Source organism: Methanobacterium sp. (assembly GCF_016217785.1).
Taxonomy (GTDB): domain Archaea; phylum Methanobacteriota; class Methanobacteria; order Methanobacteriales; family Methanobacteriaceae; genus Methanobacterium.
On record NZ_JACRGA010000002.1, the window covers coordinates 147,685 to 163,158 of the forward strand.

Genomic DNA, 15,474 nt, shown 5'->3' on the forward strand with positions numbered 1-15,474 from the left:
GATGAGAATTGTTCCAGATACAAGTGTTATAGTTGACGGTAGAATCACCCGCATAGTTCAGGAAGAAGACTACCAGGGCTGTGAGGTGATAGTACCCGAAGCAGTTGTATCTGAATTGGAAAATCAGGCAAATAAAGGAAGAGATAGTGGATATAATGGCCTGGAAGAGCTTAAAAATTTACAGAAACTGCATGGTCAGGGCAAAATACACCTGAGTTATGTGGGGCGCCGACCCACCCTGGAAGAAATATCCCTGGCCAGAGGCGGGGAAATCGACGCCATGATCAGAGGGGCAGCCGGAGAACATAAAGCAACCCTCATAACCAGTGACAAGGTTCAAAAGGAAGTGGCTGAAGCCCAGGGCCTCAACGCCATATATCTTAAACCAGAGATGCTGGAGTATGGGGACATCGAAGTAACTAAATATTTCGATAAAAACACCATGTCTGTCCATTTAAAAGAGAATGTGACCCCCATGGCCAAAAAGGGGAAACCCGGCAACACTAAACTGGTCCGTATCAGATCCAAACCTCTCAGCAGGGGACAGATTGAATACATGGCTCGTGAGATAGTGGAACGGGCTAAAAGTGATTTTAAAAGTTTTATCGAGATTGAAAGGGAAGGAGCCACGGTGGTGCAGTTCCGGGAGTACCGTATCTCCATTGCCAGACCCCCATTTTCTGATGGTATTGAAATCACCATTGTGAGGCCAGTGGCCAAGGTGTCCATAGATAGTTATAGCCTCCCTGAACAACTAATTGACAGATTAACTAACAGTGCTAAGGGAATACTCATTGCAGGCCCTCCTGGAGCGGGTAAAACCACCTTCGCCCAGGCAGTAGCCGAATTTTATCAAAAGTTAGGGACCATTGTCAAAACTATGGAATCTCCCCGGGACCTGCAAGTGGGAGATGAAATCACCCAGTACGCACCCCTGGAGAAAGATATGGGGAAAACCGCTGACATATTACTCCTGGTAAGGCCAGATTACACAATATATGATGAACTGCGTAAAACCAATGATTTCCGTATCTTTGCAGATATGCGCCTGGCTGGTGTGGGTATGATTGGGGTGGTCCATGCCACACGACCGATTGATGCCATTCAAAGGATTATTGGTCGGGTTGAGCTGGGTATGATCCCATCCATTGTAGACACCACCATCTACATTGACGAAGGAAGAGTGGCCGCTATTTACGATGTTAAACTAATGGTTAAAGTTCCCAGTGGAATGTTAGAGGCGGATCTTTCCAGGCCAGTTATTGAAATCCGGGACTTTGAAACCGGAGACCTGGTTCATGAGATCTACACCTATGGAGAGCAAACCATTGTCATGGATGTGGGCCAGACAAAAATGAAGAAAACCCCTATCCAGAAAATGGCTGAAAGGGAGATCATCAAAGAAGTCAAGAAAAGGGTACCAGGCCGGGTGGAAGTTGAAATGAAATCCGACCGCAGAGCCTCAGTATGGGTTGATGAAGATTCCATTCCCAAACTCATAGGTAGAAAAGGGAAAAATATCGACGAATTGGAAAATAAGGTCGGTATAAGTATTGGTGTGGAACCATTGGCAGCCAAAACCGCCAAAACCAATACCTCGACAAAACCCCCTCAAAAAAGAGGGCACATCCCGGAACTATTATCCTCGGAATATGTACCGGTTAAAGTGGAAATGTCTGGTAACTATGTGGTTTTGAATTTCGGTAAAGATGTGGTGGGTACTCCCTTCGATATCCTGGTGGATGATGATTATCTTTTCACAGCTACGGTGGGTAAAAAAGGCACCATCAAAATAAAAAAAGATATTGAACTTGCGGAGATAATTCTTAACGCCAGAAAAAGTAATCTATCTATTCAAGCCCGGATCAGAATAGAATAAGGTAGATGATCTCATTATTTTATTTTTTTTACCAGATGGAGTAAGATTTTCAGATTAATTTAGAGAACATACTTAGTGAAGAGGCATGAACTATGAAAATTGGTGTTTCAACCCTGGCCCTGTATCCTCAGCCCCTGGAAGTTGTGCTTGAGTGTCTGGAAGAAAGGAATATTGATTACTGTGAAATAATCAACGAATATCCCTACCATGAAATTGAAGATGGCCTACTGGATTCCCATCAGATTAAGCTGACGGTGCATTCACCCCTCTCTGACATAAACCTGGCATCACATAACCAATCCATCCGTAATTCATCAATTGAAGAAGTTAAAACGTCCATGGACCGGGCTGTTGCATGGAATGCTGATCTGGTTGTGGTGCACCCCGGTAGCATGCCCATTATGGGAAGAAAAATAGAAGAAAAAATACTGAAGTATAACCTGGAATCCCTAACAGAATGTTCTCGTTATGCCCGGGACATTGGTATTTATATGTGCGTAGAGAACATGCCAGTGATAGAAAGTCTACTCTACCAGGATTTAAATGAATTGAATTCTCTCGTAGAAGAAATTGATGCATATATGACCCTGGATGTGGGACATGCTCATAATTCAGGTTTTCCCTCGTCAGATATGTTCGATTATCCCCTTATTAAACATGTTCATCTCAGTGACAACGACGGAACATTCGACCAACACAACGCCCTGGGCACTGGGAGTATAGACTTTGATTTACTCTTTAAGAGTATTGATGAGTCCAGATATGATGGGGTTCTGATGGTGGAAGTTAAAGATCCCCAGGATGTTGCCCGTAGTCTGGATTTCATAGAAAAAATGCTTTAAATCTACTTAATATTATTTTAAAACATTATTTTAAAAACTTACTACTATTAAAGAAGGAATATTTATTTTTAAGGATTTTTATGGATAAGATTTTTATGGATAATAATAAAGAACTGAAATTTAATCAAAAAAATGGGATATTAAAATATTAAAAAAAATGTGGTCGGGCTGGTTTAAATTTAGACCAGCCAGTATTCATTTATTTTCTTTAGATGTGCCTGTAGAACTGTGTTGTTCACCAGCACATTTTCAACACCTAATTCCACAGTAATAGTTGTTTCAGGATGATTTGTTATTGGAATTAATGATTTTGATGTTAATTCTTCTGATTCAACTGTTACATTAGAATTTGATGTTGAGTTATTGGTTTCTGGTACGGAAGGTTGTTCTGTTGATTGGGCAGTAACGTTTACTGGTTCGGTTGTTTCCTTGGTTGCAGGTATCAACTGAGCCCTTGCACCGTAAGCAGATTTATCGTATCCAGTACATCCGTCATAATCTGCGTCGCATATGGAACAGGTTACTTCACCTTCATAAGTTCCCTTGGGATTTACTTCCAGGCAACCATAATGGTCACATAAAGGACAGTAATCTTCCCAGTAGTAGTATCCAGATTCTCCTCCGTACATTCCTCCGGGTATAAAATACCCACCAATTGATGCAGCACTGCTAACTGGCAATGCTCCTAATAATAAAACGACTATAGCCGCTTTGTATAAATTTCGCTTAATATAATTCCTCCGTTGGTTCATTCCAGCAAAATCATGCCAAATATCCTGGCATGCCACAATTAGTGGTACCATTAGGTTTACTGGTTTGCCACAATCGCCACTAAAGACTATTGGGTTCTTTGAACCACATGTAATACATTTAAACACCTCAAATTATGATTTTTTATTATTTTATTCTTTAGAAATTGAGAACAATCTTGTTAAATTAATATTAACACGTATTCCCTGATTATAAAGCATACTGTCTCCCTGAAAGATAGCTATAAAAGCGATATTCACAAAAAGAGATAGTTTGCTAATCAAACATCAAAATTGACAGAATAAAAATTCCATTATGTGAAAGGTATATTGTCTGGATGATAAATTCAAATTAACATTTCAAATTAAAATTATATTGAACATGGAAACTCTGATATTGGGCTTCATTTAATTTATTAACACAATTTTATTTCTCTTTATTAACATATTACTTCTTTCAATTGTAAATTATTGATAATCTTTAATGTGTTCTTTCTACACTAATGTGCTCTTTCTACACATTTAGGGAAAAACTGCTATATATAGTTTTGGTTTTTAACAATTTTGACTGGCATCAACAGTAACCAACTATACCAATCACACCCACAATGAAAGGATATCTTCAGAGTTGATCATACCATACTTAATAAACATTTAAGTCTAATTTTTTATCATAGAATAATATTGTATTTAGGATATTGTATTTAAGAGAAGATTAGAAAAAATGATATTGAGAAAATTTTAAGGGGATGTTTTTCTTTGAAAATTGGAATAATAGGTGGAACTGGAGATCAGGGACTTGGATTGGCACTTAGATTTGCAAAAGGAGGAGAACAGGTAATCGTCGGCTCCAGGGATGTTAAAAAAGCTGAAAACGCTGTTAATCTCATTGAAAATATGTTAAAATCTGATGAATGTCCCAATGTAAAGGGTATGACCAATGAAGAAGCATGCAGGGAAGCAGATATTGTGATTTTAACCGTGCCACTTCAGGCACAGATGGTTACCCTTAAAAGTATCAAAGAACATGTTGAGGGTAAAATCTTAATTGATGCCACTGTTCCCATGGAAAGCTGCTTGGGTGGTAGCCCAGTAAGATACGTGAATATGTGGGATGGTTCTGCTGCTGAAAGAACTGCAAACTTCCTTAAAGATAAAAATGTGAGGGTGGTTTCAGCCTTTAACAATATCAGTGCCGCCAGTCTGACTAACATTGAAAACAATGTGGAATGTGACTGCCTCATATCTGGAGATGATGCCGAAGCCAAGAAGGAAGCCATGAAATTAGCAGGAAAAATACCAGGAGTAAGGGCTATAGATTGCGGTAACCTGGAAAACGCCAGGATCGTAGAAAAGATAACCCCACTACTTATAAACCTCAACATACGCAACAAAATAAAACTGGCTGGTATCAGGATAACTGGACTTTAATGAATTTTAACCAGTATTAACGTCAAGCAAAGACTTAGATCAAAGATAATACTGGAAATAACTGGAATTTCCCAAAAAAATGGAAAATCCCAAAAAAAAGAAAAGGTCATAGAATATGGAATACATAAAAAAAACCGCAGAAGGAATAGCCAAACACGCCCTGGAGGTTATAGGCCGCATTGATGACGAACAGGTAGAACTGATGATCCAGTGCATAACTGATTCAAAATCCACATTCATTGTGGGAAGTGGACGGTCTGAACTGGTGGGTAAGGCATTTGCCATGCGTCTGATGCATCTGGGATTCATAGTTTACGTGGTGGGCGATGTAACCACCCCGGCACTTACTGAAAAAGACTGCCTCATAGCAATTTCAGGATCAGGGGAAACCAAGACAGTGACCCTTGCCGCGGAAACTGCCCGAGAAGTGGGAACCAAAGTGGTGGGAATAACCACCGATCTTGAATCCACCCTCAGCAAAAACTCGGATGTGGTGGTTAATATTGATAGCAAGAGCAAAGTTCCCTGGAAATACTACACATCCCATGTTCTCAAGGGAAACTACGATGATCTAACCCCCATGGGAACCCTTTTCGAAGACAGCACTCACCTGTTTCTGGATGGCCTCATAGCCGCATTCATGATCCGCCTGGGTAAAAAAGAAAATGATCTAAAAAAGTTACATGCCAGAGATTGAAAATATTAAGCTATTACATAATAGATTAAAGCACCACTTAACAGGATTTTATAACCCCAACAGGATTTTATAAAATAATCCCGTGGTAATCCATCCGGATTTTTAACTTAAATCTAAATAGTAAATCCAAATATTAAATCTTAAACTACATCCAGTGTGTTAAAAGGTGGAATAATATGGATGCAGAGTTAGTCGGAGAACTAGTAATTATCAAAGATAAAAAAGCAGTTGCTCTCAGTGAAAAAAGTCATTATGGTAAGTTTAACCAGGATGAACTGCAACTTTCATTAATGGAGGCCTTTTACCTCCAGGAAAAGGGGAAAATAACGATTCTGGATAAAAAAAACCAGGATAAAGTTATTTCCCTTGATGAGATGCGGGAACTCATCCAAGATAAAGACCTCTTATACAGATACATGGTCTATAAAGACCTCAGAAATAGGGGATACATTGTTAAAACTGGTTTTAAATACGGTTCAGAGTTCAGATTATATGAAAGGGGTAAATCCCCTGGTGATGGCCATTCAGATTTTGTGGTGAAGGTGGTAACAGAAACCCAGAACATATCTGTACTTGATTTTTCCAGTTATGTTCGTGTGGCCCACGGAGTTAACAAGAAACTTTTATTAGCAGTGGTGGATGATGAACAGGACATCACCTACTACAATGTTGAGTGGACCCGACCATAATGACTACTAAACATAACAAAACTTTATAAACTAACTTAAAACGATTATTATGTATTAAAGGTGATTTATTGATAGATCCATGGAGCTCAGCCATAGTAAACTATGAAAAACTCATAGAAGAATTTGGAATAAAACCATTCCAAGACCTTTTAAGCGACTTGGAAGACCCCCACATTCTCATGCGCAGGGGAATTGTATTCGGACATCGCGATTATGGTAGAATTGTTAAAGCCATCCGTGAAAAAACTGACTTCGCAGTGGTCACCGGTATGATGCCCAGTGGCAAAATGCACATCGGCCACAAAATGATAGTGGACCAACTCATCTGGTACCAGGAAAAGGGTGCCGAGATTTACATTCCCATCGCCGACATGGAATCCTACTCTGCCAGGGGAATAGATTTTCCCGAAGCCAGAAGGATTGCCATTGAAGAATACATCACCAACTACATCGCCCTGGGTCTGGACCCTGATGATAAGAACCTGCACATTTACCTGACATCTCGTAACAAAACTGTGACAGATTTAGCCTACAAACTGGCAAAACGAGTTAACATGAATGAGATGAAGGCCATTTATGGTTTTTCAGGTTCCACCAACATAGCCCATATTTACACACCAATGATACAAGTAGCAGACATACTGCACCCTCAACTGGAAGAATGCGGAGGTCCTAAACCCACTGTGGTTCCAGTAGGGCCAGATCAGGACCCGCACATACGTCTCACCCGGGATATTGCTGATCGTTTCCAGTCACAGTTTAAGTTCATATCCCCATCTTCAACATACCATCGTTTCATCACCGGGTTAACCGGGGGTAAAATGTCCAGCAGCAAACCAAAAACAGCCATATTCCTGAGTGACACACCAGATGTGGCTCTAAAAAAATTAAAATCTGCTAAAACAGGTGGAAGAGAAAGTTTAGAGGAGCAAAAGAAGATGGGTGGTGTTCCAGAGGACTGTGTGGTCTACGAGATGTTACTTTACCATCTACTTCAGTCAGATTCCCAGTTAAAAGAGATCCACCAACAATGCAGAGAAGGCAGCATTATGTGTGGAGAGTGCAAAGCACGGGCTGCAGAGATGATAAGGGCCTTCTTTAAGGATCTGGAGAAGAAAAGAGAAAAAGTTAGGGATAAAGCCGAAACTATACTGGAAGCATAAGATTGAACCTATAAAGCTTATAGTGTTATGTTAAAGTTAAGTTAAAGTCATATTATATTAAATTAACAAAAGGGATTATAATAATAGGAGTTAAACCATGGCCAAAGAAAGATATGAAGGTTTGATAAGTGGGTTATACAACCGTAATGAAATTTTTTTCATGTTATCCGCCATGATGTTCATAGCTTCCATTTTTATAGGATATGCCTTTGCAGGAATGCTGGAACCCATTCTAGCGGAAATGTTAGGTGACTTTAAAAGGCGTCTGGTTCAGGGGGAGTTACAACTCACCACTCTTTCTCTTTTTGCCAATAATATTAAAATTGCATTACTGCTTTACGGGGGAGGCTTAATTTTTGGAGTGATAACTGCTTTTTACCTAATTAGTAACGGAATCTTCATTGGTTACACCGCAGCCCAGTTTCAGTTAGGTGACTTCATTATATACACCTTACCCCATGGTGTTTTTGAACTTTTAGGAATCATTATTGCAGGTGCCGCTGGATTCAAACTGGCCAGTATTGAATTGAAGATTTTAAAGGGCGTGTTAAAACTGCAATCCGATTTTTCCATGTCCAATCAGTTGAAATATTTACTGGAAGCCAATTGGGATGAGTTCAAGGACACCCTGGTCCTGATGGGAATAGCCGCGGTTTTGATTCTGATAGGAGCCATCATCGAAGCGAACTTCACTATTAGCTGGGCCAGTTATATAAAAGGAGTTGCCTGATGAATAAATTCGGTTATCCCATTAAGTTATCCCATTAATCTAGTTATTACCCCATTAATCAAATTCTAATCATGATGTGATAACACTGATATTCATATCGTTGGATTAAATCAGTGAAAGGGAATAGTTTTTATAACTGTATCCATTGATAATTATTTTGAATTATCATTCAATTAAAAATACTATTTCAATGATTTAATTCAATATATTTTATTTGACAAGGTAAATTCAATGTGAATTTATTTATGCAATAAGAATTTCATTGAATCGTGAACATTATTTAAAAATAAAGGTGATTTTATGATGAGATGCATATCCTGTGGTGCAGAGTATTCTGACCAGGAAATAATATACACATGTAATAAGTGTGGTTCAATATTGGAAGTTATATGTCAGCCAAACGTATCCAAGGATGTTTTCCACTGCCGTAAATCCACCATGTGGAAGTACAAGGAGTTCATGCCTGTTGATCCATCGGGCATAGTTAGCCTGGAGGAGGGTGGAACTCCCTTCTGTAAGTGTGATAAACTGGGAGAACAACTGGGAATAGAACTCTACGTAAAAGTAGAGGGTTCTAACCCCACCGGAAGTTTCAAAGATAGGGGAATGAGTGTTGGGATCACCAAGGCCATGGAATTAGGCGTGGATACAGTGGGCTGTGCTTCCACTGGCAACACCTCTGCTTCTCTGGCTGCATATGCTGCCAGGGCCGGTCTGAAGTGTGTGGTCCTCCTACCTGCAGGTAAGGTTGCCCTGGGTAAATTGGCCCAGGCCATGTTCCACGGAGCCCAGGTTCTATCTGTACGGGGAAATTTTGACCAGGCATTAGAGGCCATCACCAGCCTTGCACTGCAGGGCCATCTTTACCTCTTAAACTCCATTAACCCCTACCGACTGGAGGGTCAAAAATCCATTGGATTTGAGATAGTTGACGACCTGGGCTGGAAATCCCCCGACCGGATCATACTCCCGGTGGGAAACGCCGGGAACATCTCCGCCATTTGGAAGGGAATAACTGAATTCCACCGTGCCGGTTTTATCGATGATCTGCCCCGTATGACTGGTATTCAGGCAGAAGGGGCAGCACCCATAGCTAAGGCAGTCTGGGAAGGTTATGATGATATTGTGCCTGTGGAAAACCCAGAAACTGTGGCCACCGCTATTCGCATAGGGGCTCCAGTTAGTTCGAAAAAAGCTATTCGAGCCATTTATGAATCTGATGGATTGGCTGAAACTGTTAGTGATGAGGAGATACTCTCTGCTCAGAAACTCCTGGCCCGTACCGAGGGTATCGGAGTGGAACCAGCATCAGCAGCATCCATTGCAGGACTTATAAAACTGGTTAACACCGGTAAAATAGATAAGGGCGAACAAGTGGTATGCGTAGTCACAGGACACGTTTTAAAAGACCCCAATATAGCTATAGATGCATGTGAAGAACCTATTGAGATAGATGCAAATATAGATGCCCTTTTAAAGGTTATAAAAGGAGATTAAAGGATTTTATCCCACCTTTTTTTAAGAGAAAATCTGGACTATTTCTATATCCCAATTTTTTTTCCAGTAGCCAAGATCATATAATTTGTCATGTGGTGTCCCAAGATCATAGGGATCATCATGACATGACCCAATACCATATAGATCACCGAATAATGAGTGTTTTAAACGATACATATATATAGGAGTACGGCAACAGTGTATATTAACAAATATACAAAAATGAGGTGATTAATATGGAATTACCAATAGCTCCAATTGGAAGAATAATAAAGAACGCCGGTGCAGAAAGAGTAAGTGATGACGCTAGAGAAGCTCTAGCAAAAGCTTTAGAAGAAAAAGGCGAAACTATCGCTACCGAAGCTGTTAAACTGGCAAAACACGCAGGAAGGAAAACTGTTAAAGCTTCTGACGTCGAACTCGCCGTCAAAAGACTATAAGTTAACCCTTCTTTTTTCTTTTATTTTTTAGAGACTTTTTAAAGGATTATAATGGCTATTTTTTTCCAAATTTAAATTAATTACTTAAACTATAAGGATCTGACTTTAGATTACAAGCCAAATATCTTAGGTAATAAATAAATTTTACAACAAGTTATCGAAGTTCAATATCCTGGGCTTAACTAAGATATAATCATTAAATTAATACAATCTTATTGTGCCCGATTTGTAACTCCCATAATCCTCCCCCCAATCACATAAACCAACTTCCAAGTAAAGTATATATACTGTGATTGACCAACTTTGATACATCTAATTTTAGAATTCTAAAATACCTTTTTAAGTTTAAAATTAGAATTTTTTTGGTCTTTAATCATCGGGACCAAGAGTTTCATATACCATAAATTATATGATATGAAGTCTAAAATTAGTGTTTGCCGATGGATGGTTAAAACCAGATGAAAAAGGAGGTAAATAAATGGCAAAAGCAATGTATGTTAAATTTGATGTACCTAAAGAGTTAGCGGACAAAGCTTACGAGGCTTTAGAAATAGCAAGAGACACTGGTAAAGTAGGAAAAGGAAGCAACGAGGTAACCAAAGCCGTTGAAAGAGGCGACGCCCTACTTGTATTATTAGCAGAGGATGTTGATCCACCTGAAATTATCGCTCATATGCCTGTTCTCGCTGAAGAAAAAGAAATACCTTACATCTACATACCCACCAAAGATGAGCTGGGAGAAGCAGCTGGCCTAAACGTAGGAACTGCATCTGCATGTATAGTTGATGCTGGTGAAGCAGAAGACCTCATCAAAGATATTGTAGAAAAGGTAGAAGAACTCAAAAAATAAGTTACACTAACTGAAGAGTCTCAGGACTCTTCTAATTTTTAAGGTGATTATATGGCAGAAGCAACTCCTGCAGAAGTTATTGAGGTTCTTAAAAGAACCGGTATGACCGGAGAGGTCATGCAAGTAAAATGCAGGATATTAGAAGGAAGAGATAAGGGTAGGATATTAACCCGAAACGTTATGGGAGCCATAAGGGAAGGCGACATTCTGATGCTCTTGGACACCATCAGGGAAGCCAAGGAAATCCGTACTCCCTAGAATTAAAGGTGTTAACCATGAGAACATGTTCATTCTGCGGAGAGGAAATAGAGGAGGGCACCGGCAAAATGTACGTCAAAAAAGACGGTACGGTGTATCTTTTCTGCAGCAGCAAATGTGAAAAAAATCGTATAAAACTCGGTAGAGTTCCCAGAAAGGTTAAGTGGGTTAAACAATGATGGAAAAAAGTTTTGTCATGCTGAAACCCGATGCAATTCTGCGGAGATTAACCGGAAAGATCTTAACCCGCTTTGAGGAGCGGGGACTACAGATCCTGGCAACAAAAATGATGATCATCCCCCGTGATCAAGCCGAAGAACACTACGCCGAACACCAGGAAAAACCTTTCTTTGGTGATTTGGTGGATTACATTACCTCTGGCCCAGTTCTGGCCATGGTAATTGAAGGAGATGAATGCATCAGCCTAATCCGGAAAATGGTAGGGGCAACAAACCCTAAAGAAGCAGATTTAGGCACCATTCGTGGTGATTTCGCCATCCAAACCGGTAGAAATATTGTGCATGCATCTGATTCACCGGCTTCAGCAGAAAGGGAAATTGCACTATTTTTCCAGGATGATGAAATCTGCGGATATCAGCTCCCAGATCGGGAACTCATATACGAAGAACCATAAAAGGATTCTTTCAAGCTTTTTGGGATACTAACTACTAAACCAACTATTCAAACATAATAGGGACATATCTTTTTTAGTTCCCTACATTTTTTTAGAGTCGGAGGATAACCTTGAAGATTAGATCACCCATTGTATCTGTTCTGGGTCATGTGGACCACGGGAAAACCACACTACTGGACTTTATCCGAGGCAGTGCTATTGCACAAAAGGAAGCAGGCGGAATAACCCAGCACATAGGTGCCACTGAAATCCCCATGGAAGTCGTTGAAAACATCTGCGGGGCTTTCCTGGACAAACTGGAAATTAAAGAAACACTTCCAGGACTGTTCTTCATAGACACCCCTGGCCACGAAGCCTTCACCACCCTCCGTAAAAGGGGAGGTGCTCTGGCTGATCTGGCAATTCTGATGGTGGATCTCAACGAAGGATTCAAACCACAAACCTATGAAGCACTGAATATCCTTAAAATGTATAAAACACCCTTTGTGGTAGCTGCCAATAAAATGGATAGAATATATGGTTGGCAAACACATGAAGGAGCACCTTTCACCCAAACGTATAAAAAACAACCAGCAAACGTTCAAAGTGCCCTGGATAACCAGGTCTATGAACTGGTGGGAATATTACATCGGGAAGGTTTTGAATCAGAACGCTTCGATCGGGTGGAAAACTTCGCCAGACAGGTAAGTATCATCCCCATAAGTGCTAAAAGCGGAGAGGGAATAGCAGAACTGTTAACCATGCTCCTGGGACTGGCCCAACAGTACCTTAAGGAACAGTTACAGATAGAAACCGATGCACCTGCCAAAGGCACTATCCTTGAAGTTAAAGAAGAAACCGGATTAGGAACCACCATTGACGCAGTTATATATGATGGTATAATCCGACACAAAGACACCATCGTCCTTACAACCCCTGATGATGTTATCACCACCAAAATAAGATCACTACTTAAGCCAAATGCCCTGGAAGAGATCAGAGAAGCAAAGAAACGTTTCAAAAAGGTGGATGAAGTGGTTGCAGCAGCAGGTATCAAGATTGTAGCCCCTAACATTGACAAGGTCATGTCTGGCTCTCCTTTAAGAGTGGTACGAGGTGACCTGGATGAGGTTAAAGAAGAGATACTGCATGAAATTGAGGATATTAAAGTTGATACTGATGAGATGGGAGTCATAGTTAAAGCAGACACCCTGGGATCCCTGGAAGCACTGGTGAACATGCTCCAGGAAATGGAAGTACCCATTCGTGCCGCTGACATTGGTGATGTTTCCCGCAGGGATGTGGTGGATGCATCAATTGTCACCCAGGAAGATGACCTGCACGGAGTGATCATCGCCTTCAACGTTAAGATCCTACCCTCCGCAGCTGAGGAAATCAAAAATACTGATTTGAAAATATTCCAAGCCAACGTGATCTACCAGTTAACTGAAGATTACCAGGAATGGATCCAGGCTGCTGAAGAACGCAGGAAGAAAGAATGGTTTGACGCCATCATAAAACCTGGTAAAATACGTATCATCCCTAAACTGGTTTTCAGACAGAGCAAACCTGCAATAGCAGGTATTGAAGTTCTGGGAGGCAACATCAGGAAGGGCAGTGGTTTACTGGATAATAATGGACTGCGAGTGGGATCAGTTGAAAGCATGCAGGACAAGGGAGATAACTTACCTTCAATTTCCAAGGGGCAGAAAGTGGCCATGGCCATAAAAGATGGAGTTTTCGGACGTAATTTAGATGAAGGGGATGTACTATACGTAGATATTCCTGAAAATCATTATAAAATTCTGGAAACCGAAATGAAATCAGATCTCAGCGAAGATGAAATAGATATACTACAGGAAACTGTGGATATTAAGAGAAAAGATGATCCAAGCTGGGGAATCTATTAGTAAATCTGTAATATAAGTCATATATTATAATCATCATTAATTAGATGGAAAACGATAAATAATATGAACTTAAAACACCAAAAATAGTATGGAGGAGATAAATTGGCATTCAAATTAATTGTTTCCCAAGGTGAAAACAGTCATCAGATGGAAGTGGAAGGAGCTGAGTCCAAAAAATTCATTGGACTAAAAATCGGCGAGGAATTCGACGCTGAACCAGTGGGTCTTGCAGGATACACTCTCCGTATAACGGGAGGAAGTGACAAGAACGGGTTCCCGATGAAAAAAGACGTTGAAGGACCCCGAAGGATAAAAAGTTTACTTTCCGGCGGAGTTGGATTCAAACCACAGCGAAAAGGACAGCGAAGAAGAAAAACTGTTCGTGGAAATACAATTTCTGATGATATAGTGCAGATCAACACCATTGTGGTGAAGAAAGGTACTAAATCAATAGAAGACCTCTTACAAAGTGATGAGTAAAAAATCAGGTGTGATCAGTGAAAGTACAGTCTGAAGTTAACATTGGGCTAGTAGGGCATGTTGACCATGGTAAAACCACCCTCACCAAGGCCTTATCGGGCATATGGACCGACACTCATAGTGAGGAAACCAAAAGAGGTATATCCATCCGTCTAGGTTATGCAGATATAACCTTCATGAGATGTATGGAATGCCCCGAACCCCAGTGCTACACCACTGCCCTGGTATGTGAACACTGCGGCAGTGAAACCCAGACCCTCCGTAAAGTTTCCTTTGTGGATTCACCAGGACACGAAACCTTAATGGCCACCATGCTCTCTGGAGCAGCTATTATGGACGGTGCAGTACTGGTGATTGCAGCCAACGAACCCTGTCCTCAGCCACAAACCAAAGAACACCTTATGGCATTGGATGTTATTGGTGTGAAGGAAGTTATTGTGGTTCAAAACAAGATCGATATCATTTCCAAGGAACGAGCTGTGGAAAGTTATCATGAGATCAAAGAGTTTGTTAAGGGCACCTGTGCAGAAGATGCTCCGATTATACCAGTATCTGCCCAGCAGGGTGCAAACATTGACATTCTCATTGAAAACATTCAACATATCATAAGAACACCACGACGTTCCCTTAGAAAAGCACCCCGTATGTATGTGGCCCGGTCATTTGATATTAACCGGCCCGGTTGCAGTCCTGAGAAAATTCAGGGAGGAGTGATCGGTGGATCACTTATACAGGGAAAGTTAAACATTGGGGACGAAATCGAGATAAAACCTGGAATACAGGTAAAAAATAAGGGTAAAGTAGATTGGATGAGCCTCCATTCGGAAATTACCGGATTAAATGGTGGAGGGGAAACAGTGGACCAAGTGGGTCCTGGCGGACTAATTGGAGTTGCCACCAACCTGGATCCCGCACTCACCAAAGCAGATTCCCTTTCTGGTTCTGTAGCAGGAAAACCCGGAACCTTACCTGACATCATGCACCAGTTCACCATGAAAACTCACCTCCTGGATAGGGTAGTAGGTACCAAGGACGAGAAGAAAGTGGACCCCATCCGATCATCAGAACCACTGATGATCAACATAGGAACCACCACCACTATTGGAGTGGTGACCAGCGCCAGGAAAAATGAAGTGGAAGTAAAACTCAAGCTACCTGTATGTGCTGAATCTGGTCAGAGAGTAGCACTCTCTAGAAGAGTGGGTGCCAGGTGGAGGTTGATTGGTTATGGAATCATACGTTAAAG

17 protein-coding genes are annotated in these 15,474 nt (G+C 40.8%); 16 read left to right on the plus strand and 1 reads right to left on the minus strand.

Features of this window, described 5'->3' with window-relative positions; translation table 11 throughout:
* The first annotated feature begins 1 nt into the window (after position 1).
* Positions 2 to 1,879 carry a PINc/VapC family ATPase gene (locus HY987_RS00935; protein WP_292754520.1) on the plus strand — a complete coding sequence of 626 codons (1,878 nt, stop codon included), beginning with the start codon at positions 2 to 4 and terminating at the stop codon, positions 1,877 to 1,879.
* A gap of 92 nt (positions 1,880 to 1,971) precedes the next feature.
* The gene (locus HY987_RS00940) at positions 1,972 to 2,721 is read left to right on the plus strand and encodes a sugar phosphate isomerase/epimerase (protein ID WP_292754522.1); all 750 of its coding nucleotides are present in this window, start codon (positions 1,972 to 1,974) and stop codon (positions 2,719 to 2,721) included.
* 179 nt (positions 2,722 to 2,900) lie between these two features.
* Here HY987_RS00940 and HY987_RS00945 read toward each other — a convergent pair whose 3' ends face one another.
* Positions 2,901 to 3,524: a hypothetical protein gene (locus tag HY987_RS00945; protein WP_292754524.1), complete on the minus strand. Its 624-nt coding sequence runs from the start codon at positions 3,522 to 3,524 to the stop codon at positions 2,901 to 2,903.
* Positions 3,525 to 4,229: 705 nt separating this feature from the next.
* Between HY987_RS00945 and npdG the strand changes: the two genes are divergently transcribed.
* From npdG to HY987_RS01015, 14 genes are all read left to right on the plus strand, one after another.
* Positions 4,230 to 4,901 carry an NADPH-dependent F420 reductase gene (gene npdG, locus HY987_RS00950; protein WP_292754526.1) on the plus strand — a complete coding sequence of 224 codons (672 nt, stop codon included), beginning with the start codon at positions 4,230 to 4,232 and terminating at the stop codon, positions 4,899 to 4,901.
* A gap of 115 nt (positions 4,902 to 5,016) precedes the next feature.
* Positions 5,017 to 5,598, plus strand: coding sequence for a 6-phospho-3-hexuloisomerase (gene hxlB, locus HY987_RS00955; RefSeq protein ID WP_292754529.1), 582 nt, complete (start codon positions 5,017 to 5,019; stop codon positions 5,596 to 5,598).
* Between the two features lie 176 nt (positions 5,599 to 5,774).
* A complete protein-coding gene (gene endA / locus HY987_RS00960; protein WP_292754532.1) occupies positions 5,775 to 6,287 on the plus strand; it encodes a tRNA-intron lyase in 513 nt (170 codons plus the stop codon).
* Positions 6,288 to 6,355: 68 nt separating this feature from the next.
* Positions 6,356 to 7,450, plus strand: a complete 1,095-nt coding sequence (locus HY987_RS00965) for a tryptophan--tRNA ligase (RefSeq protein ID WP_292754536.1) — start codon at positions 6,356 to 6,358, stop codon at positions 7,448 to 7,450.
* 97 nt (positions 7,451 to 7,547) lie between these two features.
* Positions 7,548 to 8,180: a stage II sporulation protein M gene (locus HY987_RS00970; protein WP_292754539.1), complete on the plus strand. Its 633-nt coding sequence runs from the start codon at positions 7,548 to 7,550 to the stop codon at positions 8,178 to 8,180.
* Between the two features lie 300 nt (positions 8,181 to 8,480).
* Positions 8,481 to 9,677 (plus strand): threonine synthase, encoded by a 1,197-nt coding sequence (thrC, locus tag HY987_RS00975; RefSeq protein ID WP_292754542.1) that lies wholly within the window; start codon positions 8,481 to 8,483, stop codon positions 9,675 to 9,677.
* A gap of 236 nt (positions 9,678 to 9,913) precedes the next feature.
* Positions 9,914 to 10,117, plus strand: coding sequence for a histone HfoB (gene hfoB / locus HY987_RS00980; RefSeq protein WP_004031090.1), 204 nt, complete (start codon positions 9,914 to 9,916; stop codon positions 10,115 to 10,117).
* Between the two features lie 478 nt (positions 10,118 to 10,595).
* Positions 10,596 to 10,967 (plus strand): 50S ribosomal protein L7Ae, encoded by a 372-nt coding sequence (gene rpl7ae, locus HY987_RS00985; RefSeq protein ID WP_292754545.1) that lies wholly within the window; start codon positions 10,596 to 10,598, stop codon positions 10,965 to 10,967.
* Positions 10,968 to 11,018: 51 nt separating this feature from the next.
* Entirely contained in the window at positions 11,019 to 11,225 is a 207-nt protein-coding gene (locus tag HY987_RS00990; RefSeq protein ID WP_004031085.1) for a 30S ribosomal protein S28e, read from the plus strand.
* Positions 11,226 to 11,242: 17 nt separating this feature from the next.
* Positions 11,243 to 11,404, plus strand: a complete 162-nt coding sequence (locus tag HY987_RS00995; RefSeq protein WP_048072216.1) for a 50S ribosomal protein L24e — start codon at positions 11,243 to 11,245, stop codon at positions 11,402 to 11,404.
* On the plus strand, positions 11,401 to 11,859 hold the full coding sequence (gene ndk, locus HY987_RS01000; RefSeq protein ID WP_292754548.1) for a nucleoside-diphosphate kinase: 459 nt from the start codon (positions 11,401 to 11,403) through the stop codon (positions 11,857 to 11,859). The genes HY987_RS00995 and ndk overlap by 4 nt, the downstream gene beginning before the upstream one ends.
* A gap of 110 nt (positions 11,860 to 11,969) precedes the next feature.
* On the plus strand, positions 11,970 to 13,748 hold the full coding sequence (infB, locus tag HY987_RS01005; RefSeq protein ID WP_292754550.1) for a translation initiation factor IF-2: 1,779 nt from the start codon (positions 11,970 to 11,972) through the stop codon (positions 13,746 to 13,748).
* A gap of 102 nt (positions 13,749 to 13,850) precedes the next feature.
* Positions 13,851 to 14,228, plus strand: coding sequence for a 30S ribosomal protein S6e (locus HY987_RS01010; RefSeq protein ID WP_292754554.1), 378 nt, complete (start codon positions 13,851 to 13,853; stop codon positions 14,226 to 14,228).
* Positions 14,229 to 14,245: 17 nt separating this feature from the next.
* Positions 14,246 to 15,472: a translation initiation factor IF-2 subunit gamma gene (locus HY987_RS01015; RefSeq protein WP_292754558.1), complete on the plus strand. Its 1,227-nt coding sequence runs from the start codon at positions 14,246 to 14,248 to the stop codon at positions 15,470 to 15,472.
* Positions 15,473 to 15,474: the final 2 nt, after the last annotated feature.